Raw genomic sequence first — 21,524 nt, 5'->3', positions numbered from 1 at the left:
GCCGCCTCAGGCGGCCGGTCCTATGCTCAAGGCACGGGGAAAGAGCTGCGGCTAACGGGGTTGAGGGGCGCTGCGATGCTTCGCGTGTTGCGGAATTTCTGGAATGATCAGCGCGGCATGGCGCTTGTCCTGGTCAGCATCATGCTGCCGGCGATCATTGGTTTCTCGTTGCTCGTCATCGACATGAGCCGCGCGAACAACATGCATTTCGATCTGCAGAAGGGCGCCGATGCCTTTGCGCTGGCGGCAGCGGCCGAACTGGACGGCAAATCTGACAGCATCACGAGAGCGGATCGGGCGCTCGCGACCCTCGTCTCCAACCAATACTACTTCTCGGATTCGGCCACGCCCGGAGCGCAGACCTTGCAGGCAGCGGGGGTGACGAGGCGCTACCTCCGCACGATCCCAAAAGATCAGGCCGGGGTGGCTGGAGACGCGCGTCCCCTCACCGATTTTATCACCGATGAGGTGACGGACGCGGCACAGGCCAGGTACATCGAGGTCAAGGTGACGCCAGTCGGCTTTGCCGCAATCTTCCCGGTCTCGTTCCTGAGCAGTTCGGCCACTGGCAGTTTCAATGTCGGGGCAACTGCGGTTGCCGGTTTCTCATCGAGCGTCTGCGACTTCACGCCGATGTTCATCTGCAACCCGTATTCGAGCATCCAATCCCTTGGTGACACACTGCGTGGCAACAAACGGCCGATGGTCTATCTCAAGGCTCAGGGCGGTGGTGGCAGCGTCCAGTATGGACCGGGCGACTACGGCTTCCTGAAAACGCCGGACGGGAGCCAGGCGACACCCGATTTGACGAACATGTTCGCCTCCACGAAGCCACTATCCTGCTACAAGGACGATGGCGTCGAGACCGCGCCCGGCAATGTGCCCCCCGTCAATGACGGCATCAATGTCCGGTTCGACATCTATGCGAAGAACGGGCTAAGTCCGACGACCTATCCACCAGCGCCGAATGTGCGGAAGGGCATGGTGGCGCAAATCGACAGTAAAGGCGCCTGCTCCTATGTCGCTCCGGCGGGAACGCAGATCGGCAAATATATGGGGCTGCCCCGCGACAACTGCATGCCCAATTGCGCCTCGCTGACCGGCTTCGATCGGCTCGGGAACGGTGTCTGGGATCTCCCCAACTACTGGCTCGTCAACCACGGCACTTCGACGCTGCCAGCCGATCTCCCCGCGGATTCCAGCCGGTGGACCGTCTACAACTACGAGATAACGCACCCGGAGTTGACCAGCGGACCCGAGGCAACCTTGCCGCAATGCAACAATAATTGGCTCAGCGATCCGAAGCGCAGGATGATCTATGTCGCCATCATCGATTGCGTGGCCAATCAGGTGCAAGGGTCGAAAGGTCCATACCCCGTGCAGGCCTTCGCTAGCATATTTGTCACCGAGCCCGCAGGATCGCCGCCGTCCGCCGACATCTATGGCGAGATCGTCGACATCACAACAAAGGCGGGCAACGGATCGCTTGACAACTTCCTGCGCGATGAGGCCCAACTCTACCGATGAAGCGCGCCGTACTCCTTATCCTCCTTCTCAGCGTCCAGCCGGTCGCCGCTGACACGATATCGCCCAAGGGATGCCGACTCCTCGCCGAATCCGCCGAACAGGCTTCAATGGCAATCTCTGGTGTCGTTGCCGCCACCAAAGGTGACAAGATGGCGGATGTGATCTCAAACCTGCCGCCGGATCAGATGTTCGCGGCAGCAGAGATGGAGCGCACCAGGAAGGCCGCGCTCGGACCGATGCAGGCCTATTCCGATGCGATGGCGGCGTTTGCCAAAGCGATGCGCCAATGCTCCGGTGATCCGCTCTAGGCCGCCGATAAAGCCTGCAGATCACCGCCATACTCGTAGATGTAGACGCTCTCGATGTCGGGCGATGCGGCACCACCGAACCGGCCAAAGAGCGTGCCGTCCAACAGCGCCTCAGGAGCGCCCATCGTAGCGGTGCCTATAGATCCGCCATTGTATGAGGCGCGGTAGGAAACCGACGTGTAGTCGACCGCGACCTTGATTTCAGCGTCCAATGAGGCTCCGGTCAGATCGACCGAGCTCGGACCGTTGTTGTCGAAGACTGAGCCGAATCCGCCGCTGTGGTCGTAGGCGCTGATCGTGAAATTATTGCCGCCGCCTGCACTCTGGCCGCCGATCTTGGCTTCCACCACATCGCCTGTGGCAACATAGAAGGTCACGACGATGATGACCTCATGGCCGATCACTACATCGGCGAATAGCGATTTGAACTCGAAGGATTTTGGACCGGCCCCACCTGGATGACGGACGCCAACGCCCGGCGTGATGACGGCGCCTCCGCCAGACGGGCCGCCAGCAAGATCAACGATATCGGTATCGTCATAATCCGTCTCGCCGACGCCATAGGATGCTGCCTTGAAGTCCGCCCATGCCAGCAGCGGGCCACCGCCGCCGCCGCCAGCAGGTGGTGATAGAGCGGCCACCTGCGATAGGAAACCCCTGCGTATAAGATGGAGCATCAGGTGAAATTTCCGATCGCGATGCAGTGGACATCGGCGCCGGTGCTGATCTTCCATGCGCCGGAAACGCTGATCATCCCGAGCGGGATGAAGAACGGCACCAGGTTGGAAACGCTTCCGGTGCCTCCGGTGAAGACCGTGATCGATGTCGCGTTGTCGAGCAGGATGACATTGCCCGGATCGACGGTTGCCGGGATGACCAGGATGCCGGCGATGTAGTCGCCTGCGGCCCCGCTACCGCCGAGCACCTGAGCGCTTTGCGAGGCAGCAACGATCTCATACTCGCCGGCGAGAAGATCGGATCCCGCGCTACTGCGCAGCTGGACCGGCAGCGCCTTGCCCGAAGCGACATCGGCATCGTTGGCGGTGCCATCCGGACCCCACGTCGTCTTGACCCGCTGGACGAGGACACCGCCACCAATATCGTCGGCCGCGATGGTCTTGCCGGTGCCGGGCGTCACATCAATGTTGTCGCTCATTTAGTCATGCCTTTGTGAGTGCGAGGAGAAGCCCGAGAGGCTCACCGATGCCGGAGAAATAGACGTGATGGCGGGCGCGGTAACCGCGTACGACGACGGCGCTCATCATGTAGATGTCGAAGAACAGCTCCGTCGGCGGGTCAGCACCGAAGTCGGCGACGACATCGGCCGTGGCATAATGCTTCGAATTCGTGGTCGCGGTCAGGGTGCGCGCCACGGTGACGCCGTCGGTGTCGATGATGTCGATCTCGAATGAAAGCGCGGCCTCACCGAAGTTCGCCGGGTTCAACCCCGCGGCGAGGCGGGAACGGTAATCCCAGGAAATGTCGATGCCATCCGGTGACCCCACGACGGCATCGAGATTGACGCAGGCGTATGGGGTTTCCGCTGCGCCCCGGATGAGATGCGGCAGGACGATGCCAGTTGAGGGATCCTGGCCGATGCCTACCGCCTTGTAGTATTTGGTGGCGTCGAGATCGGCGAGCGGATGAACCGCCGACCTCAGCCAGTCCGGGCCCACCATGACGAAAAGGTCGCCGAGCTGATGCTGATCGGCGAAGACCTCGGTGCCGCGATAGCCACGGACGGAGAAGCCTGACAGCGTGAAGGTGCCGTCGCCGTTGTCGACGACCGTCTTGTAGCCGACGGCCTCCCATCGGCCCGGGGCGCCGACAAAGGCGGCGTTCTGGCCGGCGAGGACTTGCGCCTCCGTCCTGTCGACCAGAAGCGAAGCATCGCCGGCCGTCTTGCGGAAGGTCACCGTTGACGCATCGGTGGTTCCGAACGGATCCGCGGGATAGTTGAGAACCGTGGTGCAGATCCCGATGACGCCGCCATGTGGCGCCTGATCGAACAGCGGTGCCTGGATCGACGGGATGTCACCGCGATAGAGGATGCCACCGCTCCAGCCGGCCTGCCCGCGCCCGACGAGAACACCATACTGCCGCAGCCCGGTACCGCCGAGATCGTCGGCGTAGCGGAACAGCGGGACGTCGAGATGGATGTATTGCGTCGCCAAGCTGACCGCAAAGACCGAATTGCCGAACCCCGTGTTGGTGACCGCCGTAACCGTGGTCGAGACGGCGGTCTGGAAATCGGTCGCCGCGATGTCACATGTCATGTCGCTGGGGTTCAGCGCCACGGTGTCAAGCTGGACCGTATAGGTGATCTGGCCGCTTGGCACCGAGACGACGTCGCCCGGCAGAAACTCCGGCCTACCGGTCAGGGAGAAGGTGTGGCCACGCCGTCGCGCCTGCAACTCGAAAAACTTCTCGGTGACAAACGTCTGCGCATCGGCGTCGGTGAGCACCAGCGACGAGGAATATTTCTCGACCCTGATGGCGTTGCTGATCGCCGGCATGGTGAAGGACGCCGGCCGCGACGTGTAGCCTTGATTCTTCGAGATGTATTCTAGCTCGACCCTGGAGACCTGGCGGATGTCGGCGTCGTCTTCAGTCTCGATCGCAGAGTTCTCTCCGAAGACCAGATCGGCCGTGGACAGCGCGGCGTCAAGCGAGAAGGTGTCGTCGCGTCCCGGCTTCTTGAAATAGAGACCGCTTCCGGTGTCGCACCAGGCGAAACCATAGATGTCCGCCAGCGACTGGATAATGCTTCGAGTGTTGGTGTCGTTGACGATCGCGAACCCATATGCAGTCAATCCCGCGAAACCATCGAAGGTGAGTTCCGAAGGATCGTACTTCCCGAGCTTGGCCGCCTTGGTGATGATCGCGGAAAGCGCCATGCTTCCCGGGATGGTGTTCGGCAGTCGATGCTCGGTCCAAACATCATCGTTGCAGCCGTAGAACCACGCCTGCCGGTTCTGATCGAAGATGCCGGACATCACCCGGTCGGCGCTTTCCGGAAGGGTTGCGAACAAGGAGAAGCTTTTCGCTTCGATGCTCAGCAGGTAGACCTCGCTCGTTCCGATCTTCTGGAATAGCGCGAACCCCGGCTTCGCCCACATGCGTTCGTAGCCATAGGCATTCAAGGTTCCCGAGTTCATGTAGGACTGCGAGCCCGTGAAGGAATCGACCAGCGTGGCGCTGTCGGGATCGACATAGGCCATCCGATGGGTACCGCCGCCTTCGTCGACGGAAGCGATCAGGTAGCCGGTCTTGGGGTCGTAGTGGATGCCGTAGACGTCGCCGGCGGCGTCATAGGCCAGCGTTCTCGTCCAGGCATCACCATCGAAGGTGAGTTCATAGACGAGGTCGGTCGTGTCGGCATCGGCGACGAAGAAGGAAACAGATCCTGCCAGCGAGCGGCCACGAACAGCAAGACCGATGTCGAAGGTGAGGTCGGAACTGACAGCCAATGTTGAAAGCGCGATATCGGCGACAGCGTAGAAAGAGGAAACGGAGGATCCGCTGATGTCGCGATCGGTGCCGGCGAACAGGAATTTCGCGCCGAATTGCATGCCGCAGCGCCATTCGATTGTCTCGTCGCTGGCTTCGCGCCATTCCGCCACGATCGCCCCGGTGGTGGCGTTGTAGATGCGCGTCGGCGATTGCGCTTCGCTCCCCACGGCAAGGCGGATCAGCAGGAAGCCGGAACCTGCCATCGCGAGAGCTTCGGCGGTGCCGGTCAGATAGGCTTCGCTCTGCGCCAGTGGAACACGGTAAAGTTCGATGTGGGTTCCAGCATCGAGCGCGGACAAATAGCATTGCGTCAGACCGGGCACATGGAAGGACGTCAATACCTGGTAGATGATGCCGTCAGCGATGTCATAGGCCGCCGCCAAGGCGCCGCCACCGGCGCCATCGCTGGCGAGCGAGACCACATCGTCGGTGATCCAGACAATCTCTTGGGTGCCGCCGCTGGCTGTGGCCGCATTCGAGATCACAGCCTTGACCGAAGGGGCGCTGGTCGACGCGTAGCCGTCGAGATAAACCATCGCGAAGTTCTTCCAGGCGCCGGCGTTGGCCCCGATGACGCCCTTCGTGATCGGGTCTATCGCGCTGTGGGTGCCGCCATAGAAGCGGAAAGTCTCGGAGGCGCCAATCCCGTTTTCGGCGTCGAAGACGACCTCATCGTTGATCTCGAGCCGGATCAGCTGGTAGCCGTCGCCGAATGGATCGAAGGCCAGAAGGTAGCCGAGTACGGCCACCTGTTCCGACGAGGAAATCGGGATCTGGGCGTCATATCCGGCGAAGCCGTTGCCGATGAATTTCGTGCCGGGGGGATACCCCGATTGCGATCCCCAGCCGATATGCTGCGTTTCGTAGCCGGTGACTTTTGAGCTTGTCCTGGCGCCGCCGATGACTGGGATGCCGTCGACAGGCGCGGTGCCGATCACTATCGAGATCGAGCGGCCGAGTACCTTGGTCACCTGATAGGGAGAATCCGCCGAAACTGGTTCCGGCTGCTTCGCGGTATCGTCGGCGTAGCCGCCGAGCCGGAGGGTGGGGCGCGCCCCTGTCACATAAACCATCAGTTGTCGCCCAGCAGCTCGCCCGGAGTGAAATCAAAGCCGGAGTAGCTGTCCTCGGCACCATATCCGGCGCAGGCGGGTCGATCCTGGGCGCAACCTGCGCTGATGGTGAGTTCGTCGCCGATCTGGAGCTCGAAGGGAAAGCCGACGACCATCTCCACAAGACTGGTTCCTGGCGTCCACAGACGGACGAGGTCGACGGCACCGGCGTTGTCGCCCGAAGTGAAGTTGACGTCGCCATGCGTGAAGTTCAGGTTGCCAGGGTTGGTGACGGTGACCGTGAACTTCGACGCGTTGGTCACGGTCGCCACGACGGCGGTCAGCGTCAAAGGACCGCGATCGACTGGACAGGGCGCGGTCCCGAAATGATACCAGCATTTCGGCTGCACGGTCGGCAGCACGATGTCGGCGAGAGCATCGGCCTTGGTGACGAACTCCATATAGCCGCCGATGCGATCGTCGGAACGGGTGAGCCCGACGAATCCGGAGACGAGGATTTCGCGATCGGAGGGGTCGTTGAAGTCGCCGGCGATCCAGACCGTTACCTCGGCGCCGCGCCAGACACCTCGCTTGACGTGGTCGATGAAGATCGGACCTTCATCGTCGAACGGCAAGTCGACATCGATCCCGGCGGGGCGGCCGCCGTTCGCTACGGTGAACTTGCTGACGTTGAAGCCGGGCGACATCGCGAAGACGTCGTCGCCGACGGTGAGATCCTGATCGATATCGGTCAGCCTGACAATCGGCGTGATGCCGTTATCGAGCTCGATCATGAAGCAGCAGGTGACCTCCTCGCCGGCAAGCTTGGCAAGGATGGTTGGCGACCAGTCCCTCATTCGACTTTCTCGATCGCCTGCAGGTTGTCGACGTTGAGGATATCGGCGAGCCCGCCCGGGATCGATGGTTCAAAGGCGTCGCCCTCGAACCTGACGAGCACGTAGAACTCACCGTCGACGTCGACGACCTTGTCAGCGGCCGGGATGTTTCCGCCCGTGAAAGTGATCAAGCCGGTTTCGCTGACGGTGTAATGGGTGGTCAACGTCTTCACGACGCCATCGACCCTGACGACAAGCGTGCCGGCCTTCAGATAGCGGATCACCCGGACATAGGGGTTGAAGCCGGCGGTATAGGTTTTAGTGATCTGGAAGGCGGCATTGATGCCGTCGCCGATGCCGATCTCCTCGCCAACGAGGAGATAGTCGGTCCAATCCTTGAGAAGCCACGTGCGGAAGTCGCCACGCATGTCGTACCAGAAGGCGCGAAGCTCCGCGATCAGATCATCATCGGCGTTCTGTTGCGTCCACGCAAAGTAGTGCCGCGCCTTCGTCTGGTTCTGCTTGCGGCGCTCCTGTTGATTGACGGCGCTCGACTTGGCGGTGGAAAAGCGTGGGCCGCCTTTGAAGCCGTAGGCGACGCGCTCGCTCAGGATCGGCTTAGCCACGGCCGTTCACCGACCGCAGCGCGTCACGGGTGCCAAGCGCGTTCTGACGGCGTTGTTCCGCCAGGCTGTCCTTGCTCATTGTGGCCCCGGCGCCGAAATGATTGGTGTAATACTGATTGATGACCGGTTGACTTGAACCGGCGCCGCTACGGCGATCCTCGAACTGATCCGGCCGCGCGATGATGACGCGCTCGTTCGGATTCTTGAAGAACTCGACCTTTTGCGTGTCGCCGGGCGCGATCTGCCCACCGGTGTCGAAGCCAAGGCCGCCCGCCTTGATACTCTGGGCGGTATTGTAAGCATCCAGAGCACTGCTTTGCGCCACGCTTCTCTGATATTGGGTCGAACCTCCGGCTCCGAGCGGCTGCGCGCCGCCATAGACCAGGTTCCGGGCGATCTCTTGTGGGCTGGCGGCCAAGCCATCCAGGCCGTAGCCGATGATGCCCCGGCCAATAATGCCAGCTGCCTGGAAATTGGCCTTCACCTGCTGCAGCACCTTCATGTACTGTGCGGAAAGTTGGTCCTGCTGGCTGGTGTCGGCACCCGAGCCGCCGGACCCGCCATACGACGACGAACTCGCGCTGTAGCTGGCTGAGGAAACCAGCTTGTCGACGCTTTCATATGTCTTCCTGGTGTTGGCCTCGACGTTCATCAGAACCTGCCAGATGCGGTCGTCATCACGGGTGGCATCACGCCCGGTGAAGGCGGATTGCGGGTCCGCCAGCGCGGTGCGCTGCTGCGGCGTCAGGATGGCCACGGTTTCGTCTGGGGATTTGAAGAACTGGACGTGTTGGCTGTCGCCAGGATGGATGACGCCGCCGGTGGCGAAGCGGGTGACGTTGACGGTGGTGGAGCCGAGATCGCCGGAGCCACCCATGCTGCCGTAGCCGCTGGTGCGCGGCACGCTGCTGGATGAGATCGATGGGCCGGACGTGCTGCCGTCGCCGCCGTAACGGGTGACGCCAACCGTAGAGGTGCCGCCGGAGCTATTCGGCACATCGTAGAGCGACTGCGTGCCGGAACCGACCTGGCGGGTGACGACAGTGATGGTGACGGTGCGGTTCGGGATGGCGCGGATAGTCCGCGACAGGCTGTCGACGTTCGAGGCCAACTGCCTGACCAGAAGCTGGCCGTTCACGATTTTGTTGACAAAGGCGTCGATCGATTGCGTGTCGCCTCCCATCTGGATCAGCGATTGTCGCACCATCTCGATGCCGTCATGGACGCCACTGACGGTCTGGCGGCCGTCATCCCAGGCTTTGAACAGCTTGTCGACCGTCGATACTGCGTTGGCGATGGCGGCTTCACCGCCGGCGCCATCGAAAATGCTGCCGAAAACATCTTTGACCGGCGCGTGAGCCGCTGCCTCGAGCGTCTTCTGAAGCTCAGCGGCGTCATGCTTCATCCCGATGAGTTGTTGCTGCGTTTGCTCAAGCCCGATAAGCTGCTGGCGCTTCGCGTCGTCGAACAGCTTGGTGACATTGATCGCCTGCTGCACCATGCCGCCGAACTCGACCTTGACGCCATCCGCCTGCTTGCCAACCGCGCCGAGGCCGGCGCCGAGAGCGTTGACGCCGCCGATCGACTTGCCGAAATCGACGTTGGCGAGAGCATCGAGGCCTTCCAACGCGTGGTTGGTCTGGATCTTGTCAACGATGGCCTGCCCGAAGTCGCGGATCGGGGTTGCTTTCATGATCTCCTCGATCGCGGCGTTACGATCGGTGACCAACTTGTTCAGGCTGGCGATGTATGGCCTCTCATCGATCGGCGGTATCGTTTCCGCCTTCGCGTTTATCGGTTCGATGCCGGCGCCAAGCTTGTTGAAGGCGGCGATGATGGTGTCGACCGCATCGGATGACTTCTTGATGAGCAGGTTGAGCGTCTCGATGCCGAAGTTTGCCGCCTTGGCGAAGACGAGACCGATGGCGTCGGGAAGCGCCGCCCAGACCGCCTTGATGTCGAAAAAGACGGCGTGGAAGGAATTGATGATCAATTCGGCGATATCGACAGCCGCAGAGGCAAGCTGCTTGAGCGCATAGATGACGGGATCGGCGAGCGTGGTCGCCGCTGGACCGAAGATGTCCTTCAGCCCATCTCGAATCACCTGGTAGGTGGCGACAAAGGTCTCGCCCCATCCGACCGTCCGGCGCTCCGCATCGGCGGCGGCGTCGCGAACATAGTTGAAGCCAAGGGCGATGGCGGTCAGCGGCGCGGCGAAATGTGCCAGCATGGAAAGCACGCCGCTGAGAACACCTCCCACCGCGGCAAGCGCGGCTCGGATGCCGCCGTTACCCATGAATATCTGGCCGATCTGAGCGAACTGGAAGCCGAGATTCTGCAGGAAGTAGAGCGGCGACTGGAACGCCAGCGGGATCGATTGTGCGATGTCGATCAGCTGGAATTTCAGGTTTCGCATCTCGAAGGACGCCAGCTTGCCACTCGCCGCGATCTGCGCCGCCGTCTGATTGAACCGGGTCTGCGCCAGCGCCTGGGCGGCGGCGAGTTCCTCAGTCGAGATCGCGCCCTTTGCGGCCAATGTCGCGTATTGCTCGAGCTCATCGTTCAGCTGGCGCTGCGCGGCGCCGAGCGGGTTGATTTCGGCGCGGAGGAGGGCCGCCTTGGCGGCAAGCGCGTCTTCCGCTCGTGCGGTCTCCTCGAAGGTCGACGCCGAAGCCCGTGCGGACCCGCCGGCGGCCCCGATACCGAATGAAGCATTGAGATCGGCTTGGAACGCGGCGCCGATCTGCGCCGCTTTCTGCTGCGCGATGGTTTCCATGCGGTCGAGCTCGGCGCCGAAGACCGAAGCGGACTCGCGCGCCGACTTGCTGACGCCCGCGACCATGCTGTTTTCGAGGTCGGCCGCAAATATTTGGCCGGCCTGAGCGGCACGCTGCGCCGCGATCTCATCGATGCGGTCGAGTTCGGTCGAAAACACGGATGCCGAAGCCCGTGCCGAGGCGACGGGGGCGCCACCGACGCCGAGCGTCCTGTTGATGTTGGCCTGCGCCTGTTCCGCGGCCAGGGCTTCGCGGCCTGCGGCGGCGAGCTCACGGTAGCTGGCGGCCTGCTTCTCCGCTGCTGCCGCCGTGGCGTCATGCTGGAGCTTCGCCAGACCGAGCACGCGGGCGACCTCGGCGCTGTCGACGCCGAGCTTTTTCGCCGCGGAATCGGCGGTGACGATCGCGCGTTCCATCAGCTGCGCCGAACGCACCGAGGGATCGACGCTGGCGCGAAGGCGGTCCCACGCCCGCGACGTCGAGGTGATCGAACCCGACGACGCCAACATGACGGCGCCCTGGCGCTCGATCGCTTCCGTCGCGGCGCGCTCGCGCTCGATGGTGCGATCGACCGCAGCCTGCGCCGCCTTATGAGCGCGGATGTAGGCCGCCGAGCCGGCCTCGGCGCCGCGGGCGTCGATGGTCAGTTCGGTGACGACCGTGTGGGTTTCGTCAGCCATGATTGCTCTAAATGAATTGTTGGATTAGCTTCCGCTCAAAATAGGGGGAGCGGGATATGGCACTTTCAACTCAAGAACAGATTCTGATCGAGCAACGCGTCACCAATGAAGCGAAGTCCATCGGTGTCGCGTATCTGCTCTGGTTCTTACTCGGCGGCGTCGGCGCACATCGTTTCTATTTGGGCCGTTCCGGCACCGGTTTCGCCATGCTCGCGCTGCTGGTCGTCGGCGTAATCACGGTGCCGATAGTGGTCGGAAGTCTGCTGCTGGTCGTTCTTGGGATATGGGCAATAGTTGATGCCTTCCTGATCCCAGGCATGGTGCAGAACCACAAGAATGACGTCCGCCGGAAGCTCACCGCCGCGGCTGCGCTATCGCAGATCTAGCCGGCGCGCTGTCGGCCCAGTTCCGCCATATAGGCCTGATCGAGGCGCTCAAGCGTCTCGACCTCCCACGGCGCGAAGCTTGCGCCGGTGAAGCGCTGAAAGGCGTCAAGGTCGAACCATGAGATCGCTGCCGGCCCGAAGCCAGTTGAGCCGCGGCGGGCGGAGAGCCGGTGGAAGGCGCGCCAGAGATAATCGACCTCTGTCGGGAATGAAGGCATTGCGAGTTCCGCCTCGTAGGCGGCGCGCTTCTTGTCGGTGGTGCGCCGTCCGAGAAGCCCCTGAAGGACCTCCCGATAGCTGACGCCGTCTTTATCGACGGCGGAAAGCGCGAACTCGCGCTCCGCGTAGGCGATCAGCCTGTCGCGGAGCTCTTCGTAAAAGACCGTTCCCCGCCGAGGAATTCGAGCGCCTGGAGATAGATGTCGATCTTGCGGGGGTCGAGCAGCAGCTTGGTGACGTTCTCGGTACTGAAGGCGAGATCCTCGCCATCGATGCGGACCGGCGTCCAGCCGAGGACGCGTTCCGCGATCATCCGGACGTTGCGGGCGCGGGCTTCGTCGACGGATTCTTCGGGTTCCACCCATTTCTTGCCGTTGACGCGCGCCTGCTCCTTCATGCGGCTGTCATGCAGCTTTTCGCGCGAGATCCGGTTGCCCTGCTCGATCGACTTCGGGTGGCCGGGACCGGCGAAGGTCCACACCCAGGTGGTGAGCTTGCCGCCGATCGAGACTGTCATCCTGGCTTCGTCGGCGGAATCGAGAGCGCCGGCGCCGAATTCGGTGACGGCCGGCGTGGTGTCGTTTGTCATTGTCGATGTCCTCTTTATCGGAAAGGATTATTTGGTTGTTACCGAGGGCGTGCCGTCTTCGGCGATCTCGACGCGGGTCCCGTCGCGGAACTCGATCGCGGCGACCGGCTCGTAGCCGCCGGTGACCGGATTCTTGGTGTGGAATTCCGTCTTGTCGACGGCGAGGTCGATCTCGATCATCGACAGCGTCGCATGACATGTGACGAATTCGCCGATGACGATCTGAGCCCCCATCGAGATCGCAAGGACTTTGCCAATGTCCTCGCCGGTTGTCGTATCGACGACGCCTGTTTCCCGGCCGATGCCGGATGTATTTTCAAATCTCAGCATATTTGCCCTCTTGTCGGGGAAAGGGTGGCCGGGCGTCCGACAACGCCCGGCCGTCTACGCGCGTAGAATTCGCCTGATCGTCGGTCAGGTTTCCTTGGTGGCCGCGACGGGTTCCTTCGCCGCTACCTTCTTGTCGGCCTTCGCGTCGGCATCCGCCTTCGGCTCCGGCTTGTGGTTCTTCCTCGTGCTGCTGACCGCGATCGCCTCAAGCTGAGAGGCATGGCGCGGGAAATCGACACGGTAGCCGCCGGCTTCGGCGGCAGCGATCGCGGTTTTCAGCGCGGCCGCGGCGTCGCGGACCGCCTTTTCAAGTGGATCCATGATCTATACTCCTTCGTTTGAGGTTGATCAGGTCGCGTTCGAAACCTGAATCGCAACGGCCGTGGCGTCGTAGCCGGCGCCGGTGTTGTCGATGCCGATCAGGGCAGGCGGGATCGCGATCGTCTGCGTGCGCGGCCCGCCCTGCTTGGTGAGGCCCGATTTGTCGACGGAACCCAGCGTGAAATTCGGCACCGCGAACGAGATGAACGATGCTGGTTCCGCCTCGTTTTCCGCGAGAAGGACATGCAGGGAAAACGGCGTCTCGTCGATGAAATCCGCCAGCAGTTGCATGTCCTTGCGCAGCATCGTCAGGTTCATCGTGACGAGCTCGGTCCCAGTGAACAGGGCCGGCGCATAAGGCGACGTCGCCTTGGTGATGACGGGCGGGGCCTGGGTCTGGCAGTCCACCATGAGATCGAACGAGGTCAAATCGACGATGTCGACGCCACCCATACGGATGGTGGCTTCAACAACAGCCAACGGATCGCCGGTCGAGGTCACCGGCGACGTGAAGAACGGCGACGACGCGGTATCGAGCGCATCGAATTGGCCGGTGCCCGCCAAAGCGGTCTCGAAATCGATGAGGCCGTTCGGCGCCATCGTCAGCTTGAACGACGACCAGGAGCAATCCGTCGACAGTTCGGAACGGTCGAGATCGTATTCGTGCTCCTCGACGGTGAAGTAGCGCTTCACCAGATTGCCGGCGCCGGGGTTGATGAGGACGCGGCCGGGCCTGGTGATCTCGCAATCGGTGTCGGCGACCGCGTTGACGGTCAGCGTCTCCGCCACCGTGATCGTCGTCGACGACAAGCCGGTGATGCGCAGGTTGCGGTTGTTGTTGCCAGCCGAGGAATGGTTCGTCAGCCGGATGATGTTGTTGACCTTGAGGCCAAGGGTGATCGGCGACCCCGCGGCCAACACGATGGTGTTGGCGCCCGTCGTGATCGAGGTGAAGTCGCTTTCGTCGATCTGGAGATCGGCGGCGCTCCAGGTGCCGCGGATCACCGCTTCGAGGATGTCGTCGTAACCGCCGACGGAGAGCTCGTGGGTGAAGGCGCCGGAAACGTTCTGGATGCCGTGGCGGCCGCGCGTGGAGAGGCCGTCGCGGCGGACCTCCTTGCTTTCGGTGTTCGCCTTCGTCATCCGGGTGCCGTTGCCGCCGGTCTGGCGAAGCACCTTGGCGTCGGCGCCGCTCGCCTGCACGCCAAGGCCGGACTGCACCTTGTAGGCGGTGTAACCATTGAAATTCTCAGAGTACGCCATGGCCAAGCCATCCTTCTGCTAGAAGAGGTTGAGAGGTGCGGAAACTCAGCCGCGGTGCCAATAGGTGAATTCGACGGTCATGGTGGTGACGAACCATTTCCCGTCTTCGTCGCCGTCCTCGCCATCGAGGACCTCCGGCGCCAGCGTCCGGACGTAGTAACCCTCGACGTCGTCATAGAATTTTGCGGCGCGGTAGATCTCGCCGGCGGCGACAGCGAGTTCGTCGGCTTCATCGGTGCCTTCGCCGACTGGGGTATAGATGTGGGCGAGAATGACTCCATCATACCGCCAGCCACGATTGCCGTCGGTGCCGAAGGTCCAGATGCCGCTACCCGATCCTTTGATCTCGATCAGCGTCCAAGGCGCCGGACCGCCGCTGTCGCGCTTCGGCGGCCAAGGTTGTTCTGGATCCTCGTTGATGAAGGCGATCCGTGTTCGATCCGCCCAGCCGTCCTCGAACCGCTCGCGGATCGCGGCCTTCGCCCCAGCGTAATCCGGCATCTTTCAGCGTTCCGAGATTTCGAGGACCGGGAAGCGAGTGTTCGATCTGTTATGCGCGGTGCGGCCGTGTTTCGCCCCGATCGCGCTTTCGAGCAGCCCGGAGGCCGAGCGTGCCGCGGCGCCGCCAAGCCACCACTTCTGGCCTGTGCTGCCCGCCTTCAGCTGATTGACGGAGAAGCCGCCGACGAGGCCGCGATAGGTGAACTTGATGTTGGCGATGTTGCCGAAGCGCGCCATGACGACGCGCCGTGCGTGTTGGTAGACCATCGAAGTGCCAGGCGCCTTCATCTTCATCGAGCCGACTTCGATCTTGCGGCTATATGGCTCCGGATTCGTGATCGCGACGTCGTCGCCTGGCTGATAGGCGGATAACGCCGCCGGTGCCCCGTTCAGGAACAGGGTGTGCGCCGCCTTGTAGGCGCCCGTTAGTTCCGGCGAGAGGTCTGCCAGCGTCTGCAGCGCGAAGGCGATGACTTCCTCAAGGCGCGGGTAGCGATAGACGATGACGCCGGTGGGCTTCACCGCCTCTTCCGGGACCCCCTGCTGCCCGTCAACCCAGCGCTGGTAGGAGCTCGGCCGCGGATCGGTATGCATCACGACGGCGTGCTCTCGCTTCGCGGTCTCGACGACGACACGTTGGGTCGCCGCAAGCGTTTGCTGCATCACGATCTCGAAGGTGACGGATCCTGGCCGAAGGCGCGCCATCAGCGCCTCCTCCTTTCCATGCGCTCCTTGTAGACCCCCGAAATCGATCTCAATGCATCAATGGCAGGATCACCGGTCCGATAAATGTACCTATCCTGCCCCCGGCGTTCGCCGGCCAGTGGTGCGAACGAAATAGACCGAGCCTGGCCGATAACCTGTACTGCCTCACCGATCGCAGACCGGAATGGGCTGGCATCCGGAAACGCCAGACCGAGGGTCCGCATTGCTGGTGCCTTGGCAGCTTCAGCTGCGATAACCGGCGCCGCAGCTACGCCACCGGCAGCCGCACCGAAGAACGAACGTCGAGACAGCATCAATGTCCTCTCGCTCTGATCTCGATCGCGATCAGCACGCCGGCGACCCGGCGGGTACTGTCGTCGGCGGCCTCGATGTTGAGTTCCTCGCCGCGCACCACGACTTTGTCACCGCGCCGCACCGGGAGCTCGAAGCCGGCGTCGACGAGGTCGTCGGCGAAAACGATCACCTTGCGATCCCCCTGCTGGATCGGGCCGACGAGTTCCTTCGGATCGTAGCCGACGACACGGGCGAGCAGAGATGGCGTGTCGGTAAACGGCCTATCCGCACCGCTGCCGGTATAACGGCGGATCACCACGTCGGTATCCCCGGCTTCCGCCAGGAAGGCCCGATAGTCCGCCTTGACCTCGTTCGGCGTCATCAGCTCGCCCTGATCAAGGTGCGTTCGACGACCAGGCTGCCGGTGAGCACGGTGAAGGGATCGCCGGTCTGGGTGAGCTCGGCCTCGTGGTAATAGAGACCAAAAAGGTCGTCGGTATCCGCCGGATCAAGCGTGACTTCGAAGACGCCATGCGTCGCGTCGGTGATCTCGATGCCGTCGCTGGTCGTCTTCGTGATGACGGCGGCGTCTTCGGTGGAGCGCGCGGCCTCCCATGTGATCGTGGCACCGGTGATGTTGACCGCGGCGCCGGCGGCATCACGCACCGTGATCACCAGCACCTTGGCGTCGCCGGCGAACATCGTGAAATCCGTCGTGCTCAATTTCCGCTATCCTTTCGGATCAGGACGCCGTCGAGGCCGGATGACGAGATCACACCGTCCAGCGCGACGGTGAGACCCCGTTTCGTGCCGTCGAGGGCGACGCGCAGTAGTGGCGATTCACCGATTGGGGCGACATCACCCACGGCCCCAAACCATGCACCAAACCATTGCCCATACCAGCTTCCGAAATAGCCCATCAGGTCGCATCCAGAGCGGTTGGAATGCGGGTTCCGGCGTCGGGATCGACGGTGGCGGTGACGCGGTTCTTGGTGTCTGCGGCGTCACGATAGTGAGCCGTAGCTCCGTTCAGCGCGTTGGCCTTGCCGTACGAAACCGCACGCAACAGCCGCAGGAAGTCCTGCACCGTCTCGGAACCCTCGTAGGCGGCGGCGAGCAGCGCCGCCGCATTCGCTGCAGCGGTCGGGATAGTCAGAGCTGCGATCGCCGCCAGAACGGCATCGTCAGCCGTACCAAGCGCCGTGGTCAGTTCCGCATTGGTCGGCAGATCGTCGACGCTGGTTTGCGTTGCCTTCGCTGCGATATCGGCCGAGATGTCGACACCAACCGGAGCGCCGATCCTGGTCATGATGGCGTCGGTGGCGGCGATGATCGCCGACTGGTCGGCGGGATCGCTCGGAAGGTTTTCGGTCTTGGCCTCGATCGACGCGATGCCAGCATTGTCGGGCGCGATGTAGGCGCCGCCGGCAAGCCGGCTCGAGACGTCGGCGTCGAGATGATCGAGCAGGCCCGCGCGGATCGCGGTGAGGCGCGCAAGCAGCGTCGTGGTGCCGGCCGTGTCGGCGCCGGCATAGATCGAGCGGGTCGACACGTCCGCATCGAGATGCGCGATACGCGTGTCGCCGAGAGCGGTCAGCCCTGCGCCGGCCGCACCGATGCGGGCATAGGCATCGCCCGTCATGGCAGGAGCCGCCGAACTCTTCCAATCGAGCACGTTCACATCGACCTGGTTGGCGACGGTGAATGTGATCTTGTCGGTTTGCACCTTCACCGCCGCCGTATCGACCTTGACCATCGCGACATCCGCCGAGATCGAAGCGCCGACAGGCGCGCCGAGGCGGGCATAGACATCGGCTGCGGTGTTGTCGGCCAGCTGCACGTCATAGCTCGCCTGCACCATGCCGGCGGCGCCGCGGATGGTCACCACGACGCTTTCGGTGCCGGAAGCAAAGGCGGCATCCGGCACGTCAAGCCGGTAGAGGCCGGGCATGTTGGTGGCGTCGACTTCCTTGAAGCCGCCCGACGACCAGGACGAATTCGCAGCCGCCAGCGTCGCCAGGGTGATCGCCGTGGCGGATGCGCCATTGCGGGAGTAGTAGGCGGTCAGGCTCGCCGTGTCGTAGGCGAGACCGGTCTTGCGGCCGCCCGTGGTCGAGGCCGAATCCAGCACTTCGAAATAGAGGCTCTGGCTGGCGGCGCCCTTCTTGATCGTCCTCATGCCGCCATGCCTCCGCTAAGGCCGGGATGCGCCAGCAGGCCGCCCGAAGCACCGGCGCCCTGCAGTTCGTTCACGATGATGCCGGGCCGTGGCGCGTGCGTCTTGGCGAATGTCACGCCGGAAATCGTCGGTTTCGGATCGAGATAGACCGTGAACGATGGCTTCCCGACCATGAAGCGCAGCAGCACCGGTCCCTTCTGTTGCGGCGTGAAGGTCACCGAGGTCTTGAACGCTGTGGTAGACCCGCCCCATGCCTCGGAACTGGTCGACAGGGCCGCGTTCGACGCCAGTATGTCGGCCTTGCCGGAACTGGCGAAGGAGGCCCGCGACGACGAGGACGAGCCAAGATATTGCGCTACCAACCAGGCATCGTCATTGTTCGGCACCGCGCCGAGGCCGGAAATCCCCTCAACGGTGACCGTGATGGGGGAACCGACAGTGTCGTTCCAGAAGGCGATCGGGATACTGTCGAACGGGAACAATTCGCTAACATTGGCGGTGGTGACGATCTTTTCCGCGAAAGCCGTCGTGCCGTCCGATGCGCCGCCGGTGCGCACAATGGCGATTTCGGTCGATTCCGTCCCCGAGTTGAGGATCTTGCCGTGCTTGTAGTTGGTGCCGCCGGAATCGATGCGTGCATATTCGATCGAACCATATCGCGTCGGCGTCGCGGCAATCGTGGCCGAGGCGTTGATCTTGCAATCGGTCAGCCGCACCCTCATCATCTGGTTCGTTGATGCGCCGAAGATCGTTCCGGTCAGCGCGCTCAGGTCGACGCCGTCAAGCTCGATATAGCCGCTCGGCGTAGAGAAAAGGGTTGTCGGGAATGTCGACCCGGCGATGGCGGACGGAGTGTCGCGCCAGAAGAACTCGCCGTCGGACAGGATGTTCTGGCCTGTCGTGGCCCCGAACTGCAGCGTCGTGTTTTCCAGCACCGTGCGGCAACCGGCCTGCGTTGCCGCGAACCCTTGGCCGCCGGCTCCACTGAGTTTTAGCGCGCAATTGCGGAATTTGAGGGAGACACGCGGGTTCCACGCAAGATTAAACGTCGAATTCGATGTGAACTGGATGCCGTCATAGGTCGTGAAGCTGTCCGACGAGTCGAAGGCCAGCACCGCGCCCGACGTCGTGGTGATCGCTGCCGTCGTTCTGATATCGGCAGACACGGGCGGCGTCGAGCCACTGAAGTCCACACAGACGACCTTGACCCCCGATGCAGCCGTGCCTGCCGACGTGTATTTGAGCAGCGACGCCTGGCTCTCGCTGTCATCGCTCGCAATGTAGATCGTGTCGCCGGCGGCGGCCGCCGTCATCGCGGCGGCAAGCGTGGTATAGGCGTCCGTCTTGCTTGTGCCATTGTTGGCGCCGGATGCGCCGGAGCGGACATAGCGCAAGGTCATCTCAGGCGCCCCACACCAGCGCCTGGTCGGCGGCGCGCACGAAGATCATGTCATCAGCCGATCGCCGCGTTCATGAAGCGGGCGAGCTGCGCTGCGATCGGATCGGGGACGGCACCTCCACTCGACTGCCCAGGCACCGCACCGATCCAGTAAGCGATTTCCTTCTCCTGCACTCCTGGGATGTTGGTGCGCTCGCTCTTCACGAGGGGATCGCGGCTTTTCTCCAGCCATGTCGACCGCAGAAAATCGGATGCCGCTTGCTTCAGGTCGGCGGGGACAACGGCAAAACCGGCGGTGTAGACCACAACGATCTTGCGGCCGCACCACCGGATCGGATGGTCGTCGCATAGCCGTTGGACCAAGCCGGACTCCGGGTCGACCTCGTATTCGGTGGTATCGAGAGTGGCGCCATCGACGACGATGCTGATGATGACGATGTTGTGGCGACGCGCCAGTATGAGCTCGAGCGAGTGAACGTTGCGAAACGTCTCGGTGACGCGCTCCGATCGAAGCGTCGGGTTTGCACCGGCACCTACGGCGATGCCGCATTCCGACATAATCAGCGAGGCACAGCGCGCCTCCATGGCGACCAGGGCGGCATCATAGGTCGCGGTTCCGGCCGTGACGCCGGCGGCGGCGCGCATCTCGGCAAGCGTGAGCAGGCTGAGATCCGTCGCCGGCGTCGTGATGGTCAGCACGTCATCCGCTCCAGATCAGGCGCGGTTCTGCCAGATACGCACATAGTCGACCTGCAGGGTGCCGACCGTGGTTGCGGCGCCCTTGCTGACGCGGGCTACAGGCTGCAGAGCCAGCGCGGCGACAGTGCTCATGTTGAACGTCGTGCTCGCTGCGACGCGCTCCCCGTTGATGAAGAAGCGGACATCGGCGATGTCAGTGCAGTCGATCCGCGCGATGATCCAGTCCGCCGTGGTCAAGGTGACGCCAGTCGCCACCTTCGATGTTTCGTTGGCGGTGTCGTCGTTTTCGACGGTGATCTGGCCATTGCCGTCGGCGCGGAACCAGATCGATTCGGCCACGGTGTCGACGGCGGCGTTGTGGTCGCCTTCCAGACCAACAACAACGATGACGGCGCCTGTCGGAAGAACAGAAAGACGGAAGCGGGCCTCGAAGATGAGGCCTTGGTTGAGCACCAGGGTGCGCTGGTCAGCCCAGTCGATGCCTGCGAGCTGGATTTCGCTGGTGGCATCAAGGGCAAGACCGATAACGCCGTTCGGCGCATCAGCGACGACGGCCTCGGCGCCGCCGGCGGTGTCGCGGGCACCCCATTTGAAGGTGTCGAGAGCGTTGCCGAGGAAGTCGTCATAGAAAACGACGGGAGCCACCGGCAGCATCCGCTCGAGCGAGACGCTATCGTAGAACTCGATGCGGCCATTTCTGTAGAGAGAGCGTGTTGTCATGGGTGTGTTCTCCTGATTTCGATCCGCTGAAAGGGATCGCCGTTACCGACGAAAGCAGGCGAGAAGGACGCGGCGGCCGACGGCCGCCACGAGGGCGAGAATGCCGACTAGGCGATGACTGTGTTCGGGATATCCGTCGCGTAGCGAGCGCCGATCAGTTCGATCAGGATACCGCCAAGCACGGGATCGTTGACGACCTCGACTGCCTTCAGCCGGACCCAGCTTTTGGCGCCAAGCGACTGCGAATCCGCCTCGAGGACGTAAAGCTGGCTGGATCCGGCCGTCGTGGCAAAACCGGCTGTCGTGGCTGCGGTGACGGCGCCTGGAAGGTCGTCGGCGCCGACATAGGCCTGGTACTTGAACGGGATCGCGACCGGATTATCGCCATTGGCGTTGTCGCAGGCCTCGATCGTCAATGTGGAGGTGCCAAGCGCCCCGACGCCCTTGTGCATGATGAACCTGGCGGCGGCGTATTCCTTCATCGCAACGACGTCGGAATAGACCGTACCGGAGAAGGCGTCGGCGACAGCATCAAGTCCCTTGACGATGTGCCGCTTGCCGAAGCTGAGAACGGACATTGAATTTGGCTCCTATGAGCTG

General features: G+C 62.8%; 24 protein-coding genes. 3 read left to right on the top strand and 21 right to left on the bottom strand.

Going from position 1 to position 21,524, the window contains the following annotated elements; all coding sequences use genetic code 11:
* Window positions 1–75: 75 nt before the first annotated feature.
* Both FJ957_RS26110 and FJ957_RS26105 read left to right on the top strand, forming a co-directional pair.
* Entirely contained in the window at window positions 76–1,527 is a 1,452-nt protein-coding gene (locus FJ957_RS26110) for a pilus assembly protein TadG-related protein (RefSeq protein WP_140835676.1), read from the top strand.
* Window positions 1,524–1,835, top strand: a complete 312-nt coding sequence (locus FJ957_RS26105; RefSeq protein ID WP_140835675.1) for a hypothetical protein — start codon at window positions 1,524–1,526, stop codon at window positions 1,833–1,835. The genes FJ957_RS26110 and FJ957_RS26105 overlap by 4 nt, the downstream gene beginning before the upstream one ends.
* Here the strand turns inward: FJ957_RS26105 and FJ957_RS26100 are convergent.
* From FJ957_RS26100 to FJ957_RS26075, 6 genes are read right to left on the bottom strand one after another with little or no spacing between them, the layout of a single operon-like run.
* Window positions 1,832–2,569 carry a hypothetical protein gene (locus tag FJ957_RS26100; RefSeq protein WP_140835674.1) on the bottom strand — a complete coding sequence of 246 codons (738 nt, stop codon included), beginning with the start codon at window positions 2,567–2,569 and terminating at the stop codon, window positions 1,832–1,834. The two genes, FJ957_RS26105 and FJ957_RS26100, sit on opposite strands and share 4 nt — an antisense overlap.
* A complete protein-coding gene (locus FJ957_RS26095) occupies window positions 2,512–2,991 on the bottom strand; it encodes a hypothetical protein (protein ID WP_140835673.1) in 480 nt (159 codons plus the stop codon). Before FJ957_RS26095 ends, FJ957_RS26100 begins: the two co-directional genes overlap by 58 nt.
* A 4-nt stretch (window positions 2,992–2,995) precedes the next feature.
* Window positions 2,996–6,421, bottom strand: coding sequence for a phage tail protein (locus FJ957_RS26090; protein ID WP_140835672.1), 3,426 nt, complete (start codon window positions 6,419–6,421; stop codon window positions 2,996–2,998).
* Entirely contained in the window at window positions 6,421–7,257 is an 837-nt protein-coding gene (locus FJ957_RS26085; protein ID WP_140835671.1) for a DUF2163 domain-containing protein, read from the bottom strand. Before FJ957_RS26085 ends, FJ957_RS26090 begins: the two co-directional genes overlap by 1 nt.
* The gene (locus FJ957_RS26080; RefSeq protein WP_140835670.1) at window positions 7,254–7,862 is read right to left on the bottom strand and encodes a DUF2460 domain-containing protein; all 609 of its coding nucleotides are present in this window, start codon (window positions 7,860–7,862) and stop codon (window positions 7,254–7,256) included. The genes FJ957_RS26085 and FJ957_RS26080 overlap by 4 nt, the downstream gene beginning before the upstream one ends.
* Window positions 7,855–11,319, bottom strand: coding sequence for a hypothetical protein (locus FJ957_RS26075; RefSeq protein ID WP_140835669.1), 3,465 nt, complete (start codon window positions 11,317–11,319; stop codon window positions 7,855–7,857). The genes FJ957_RS26080 and FJ957_RS26075 overlap by 8 nt, the downstream gene beginning before the upstream one ends.
* Window positions 11,320–11,375: 56 nt before the next feature.
* On the opposite strand from FJ957_RS26075, the gene FJ957_RS26070 reads away from it, so the two are divergent.
* Window positions 11,376–11,705 carry a TM2 domain-containing protein gene (locus tag FJ957_RS26070; RefSeq protein ID WP_140835668.1) on the top strand — a complete coding sequence of 110 codons (330 nt, stop codon included), beginning with the start codon at window positions 11,376–11,378 and terminating at the stop codon, window positions 11,703–11,705.
* On the opposite strand, the gene FJ957_RS26065 is transcribed toward FJ957_RS26070, so the two are convergent.
* The 15 genes from FJ957_RS26065 to FJ957_RS25995 form a co-directional block, all read right to left on the bottom strand.
* Window positions 11,702–11,923, bottom strand: a complete 222-nt coding sequence (locus FJ957_RS26065) for a hypothetical protein (protein WP_140835667.1) — start codon at window positions 11,921–11,923, stop codon at window positions 11,702–11,704. The genes FJ957_RS26070 and FJ957_RS26065 overlap by 4 nt on opposite strands.
* Window positions 11,924–12,057: 134 nt before the next feature.
* Window positions 12,058–12,513 carry a branched-chain amino acid ABC transporter gene (locus FJ957_RS26060; RefSeq protein WP_140835666.1) on the bottom strand — a complete coding sequence of 152 codons (456 nt, stop codon included), beginning with the start codon at window positions 12,511–12,513 and terminating at the stop codon, window positions 12,058–12,060.
* Window positions 12,514–12,540: 27 nt separating this feature from the next.
* Window positions 12,541–12,843 (bottom strand): hypothetical protein, encoded by a 303-nt coding sequence (locus FJ957_RS26055; protein WP_140835665.1) that lies wholly within the window; start codon window positions 12,841–12,843, stop codon window positions 12,541–12,543.
* An 84-nt stretch (window positions 12,844–12,927) separates the two neighbouring features.
* Window positions 12,928–13,164: a hypothetical protein gene (locus FJ957_RS26050; protein WP_140835664.1), complete on the bottom strand. Its 237-nt coding sequence runs from the start codon at window positions 13,162–13,164 to the stop codon at window positions 12,928–12,930.
* Window positions 13,165–13,191: 27 nt separating this feature from the next.
* Window positions 13,192–14,427, bottom strand: a complete 1,236-nt coding sequence (locus FJ957_RS26045) for a phage tail tube protein (RefSeq protein ID WP_140835663.1) — start codon at window positions 14,425–14,427, stop codon at window positions 13,192–13,194.
* 45 nt (window positions 14,428–14,472) lie between these two features.
* Complete coding sequence (locus tag FJ957_RS26040; RefSeq protein ID WP_140835662.1) at window positions 14,473–14,928, bottom strand: hypothetical protein; 456 nt, start codon at window positions 14,926–14,928, stop codon at window positions 14,473–14,475.
* A 3-nt stretch (window positions 14,929–14,931) separates the two neighbouring features.
* A complete protein-coding gene (locus tag FJ957_RS26035; protein ID WP_140835661.1) occupies window positions 14,932–15,633 on the bottom strand; it encodes a hypothetical protein in 702 nt (233 codons plus the stop codon).
* A 313-nt stretch (window positions 15,634–15,946) separates the two neighbouring features.
* Window positions 15,947–16,309: a hypothetical protein gene (locus tag FJ957_RS26030; protein ID WP_140835660.1), complete on the bottom strand. Its 363-nt coding sequence runs from the start codon at window positions 16,307–16,309 to the stop codon at window positions 15,947–15,949.
* On the bottom strand, window positions 16,309–16,650 hold the full coding sequence (locus tag FJ957_RS26025) for a hypothetical protein (RefSeq protein WP_140835659.1): 342 nt from the start codon (window positions 16,648–16,650) through the stop codon (window positions 16,309–16,311). The genes FJ957_RS26030 and FJ957_RS26025 overlap by 1 nt, the downstream gene beginning before the upstream one ends.
* The gene (locus FJ957_RS26020) at window positions 16,647–16,847 is read right to left on the bottom strand and encodes a hypothetical protein (protein WP_140835658.1); all 201 of its coding nucleotides are present in this window, start codon (window positions 16,845–16,847) and stop codon (window positions 16,647–16,649) included. The genes FJ957_RS26025 and FJ957_RS26020 overlap by 4 nt, the downstream gene beginning before the upstream one ends.
* The gene (locus FJ957_RS26015) at window positions 16,847–18,106 is read right to left on the bottom strand and encodes a hypothetical protein (protein ID WP_140835657.1); all 1,260 of its coding nucleotides are present in this window, start codon (window positions 18,104–18,106) and stop codon (window positions 16,847–16,849) included. Before FJ957_RS26015 ends, FJ957_RS26020 begins: the two co-directional genes overlap by 1 nt.
* Window positions 18,103–19,506: a hypothetical protein gene (locus tag FJ957_RS26010; protein ID WP_140835656.1), complete on the bottom strand. Its 1,404-nt coding sequence runs from the start codon at window positions 19,504–19,506 to the stop codon at window positions 18,103–18,105. The genes FJ957_RS26015 and FJ957_RS26010 overlap by 4 nt, the downstream gene beginning before the upstream one ends.
* A 53-nt stretch (window positions 19,507–19,559) precedes the next feature.
* Complete coding sequence (locus tag FJ957_RS26005) at window positions 19,560–20,204, bottom strand: hypothetical protein (RefSeq protein WP_140835655.1); 645 nt, start codon at window positions 20,202–20,204, stop codon at window positions 19,560–19,562.
* Window positions 20,205–20,219: 15 nt separating this feature from the next.
* The gene (locus tag FJ957_RS26000; RefSeq protein WP_140835654.1) at window positions 20,220–20,924 is read right to left on the bottom strand and encodes a hypothetical protein; all 705 of its coding nucleotides are present in this window, start codon (window positions 20,922–20,924) and stop codon (window positions 20,220–20,222) included.
* Window positions 20,925–21,031: 107 nt separating this feature from the next.
* On the bottom strand, window positions 21,032–21,502 hold the full coding sequence (locus FJ957_RS25995; RefSeq protein ID WP_140835653.1) for a hypothetical protein: 471 nt from the start codon (window positions 21,500–21,502) through the stop codon (window positions 21,032–21,034).
* Window positions 21,503–21,524 lie beyond the last annotated feature (22 nt).

The organism is Mesorhizobium sp. B2-4-6 (genome assembly GCF_006442775.1).
Lineage (GTDB): Bacteria > Pseudomonadota > Alphaproteobacteria > Rhizobiales > Rhizobiaceae > Mesorhizobium.
This window is presented reverse-complemented; position numbering and strand designations above follow the sequence as displayed.

Excerpts from the sequence above, each read along its gene's own strand:
- FJ957_RS26110 (WP_140835676.1), top strand. The coding sequence starts at position 76 with ATGCTTCGCGTGTTGCGGAATTTCTGGAATGATCAGCGCGGCATGGCG.
- FJ957_RS26105 (WP_140835675.1), top strand. The coding sequence starts at position 1,524 with ATGAAGCGCGCCGTACTCCTTATCCTCCTTCTCAGCGTCCAGCCGGTC.
- FJ957_RS26100 (WP_140835674.1), bottom strand. The coding sequence starts at position 2,569 with ATGGAAGATCAGCACCGGCGCCGATGTCCACTGCATCGCGATCGGAAA.
- FJ957_RS26095 (WP_140835673.1), bottom strand. The coding sequence starts at position 2,991 with ATGAGCGACAACATTGATGTGACGCCCGGCACCGGCAAGACCATCGCG.
- FJ957_RS26090 (WP_140835672.1), bottom strand. The coding sequence starts at position 6,421 with ATGGTTTATGTGACAGGGGCGCGCCCCACCCTCCGGCTCGGCGGCTAC.
- FJ957_RS26085 (WP_140835671.1), bottom strand. The coding sequence starts at position 7,257 with ATGAGGGACTGGTCGCCAACCATCCTTGCCAAGCTTGCCGGCGAGGAG.
- FJ957_RS26075 (WP_140835669.1), bottom strand. The coding sequence starts at position 11,319 with ATGGCTGACGAAACCCACACGGTCGTCACCGAACTGACCATCGACGCC.
- FJ957_RS26070 (WP_140835668.1), top strand. The coding sequence starts at position 11,376 with ATGGCACTTTCAACTCAAGAACAGATTCTGATCGAGCAACGCGTCACC.
- FJ957_RS26065 (WP_140835667.1), bottom strand. The coding sequence starts at position 11,923 with ATGCCTTCATTCCCGACAGAGGTCGATTATCTCTGGCGCGCCTTCCAC.
- FJ957_RS26060 (WP_140835666.1), bottom strand. The coding sequence starts at position 12,513 with ATGACAAACGACACCACGCCGGCCGTCACCGAATTCGGCGCCGGCGCT.
- FJ957_RS26055 (WP_140835665.1), bottom strand. The coding sequence starts at position 12,843 with ATGCTGAGATTTGAAAATACATCCGGCATCGGCCGGGAAACAGGCGTC.
- FJ957_RS26050 (WP_140835664.1), bottom strand. The coding sequence starts at position 13,164 with ATGGATCCACTTGAAAAGGCGGTCCGCGACGCCGCGGCCGCGCTGAAA.
- FJ957_RS26045 (WP_140835663.1), bottom strand. The coding sequence starts at position 14,427 with ATGGCGTACTCTGAGAATTTCAATGGTTACACCGCCTACAAGGTGCAG.
- FJ957_RS26040 (WP_140835662.1), bottom strand. The coding sequence starts at position 14,928 with ATGCCGGATTACGCTGGGGCGAAGGCCGCGATCCGCGAGCGGTTCGAG.
- FJ957_RS26035 (WP_140835661.1), bottom strand. The coding sequence starts at position 15,633 with ATGGCGCGCCTTCGGCCAGGATCCGTCACCTTCGAGATCGTGATGCAG.
- FJ957_RS26030 (WP_140835660.1), bottom strand. The coding sequence starts at position 16,309 with ATGACGCCGAACGAGGTCAAGGCGGACTATCGGGCCTTCCTGGCGGAA.
- FJ957_RS26020 (WP_140835658.1), bottom strand. The coding sequence starts at position 16,847 with ATGGGCTATTTCGGAAGCTGGTATGGGCAATGGTTTGGTGCATGGTTT.
- FJ957_RS26015 (WP_140835657.1), bottom strand. The coding sequence starts at position 18,106 with ATGAGGACGATCAAGAAGGGCGCCGCCAGCCAGAGCCTCTATTTCGAA.
- FJ957_RS26010 (WP_140835656.1), bottom strand. The coding sequence starts at position 19,506 with ATGACCTTGCGCTATGTCCGCTCCGGCGCATCCGGCGCCAACAATGGC.
- FJ957_RS26000 (WP_140835654.1), bottom strand. The coding sequence starts at position 20,924 with ATGACAACACGCTCTCTCTACAGAAATGGCCGCATCGAGTTCTACGAT.
- FJ957_RS25995 (WP_140835653.1), bottom strand. The coding sequence starts at position 21,502 with ATGTCCGTTCTCAGCTTCGGCAAGCGGCACATCGTCAAGGGACTTGAT.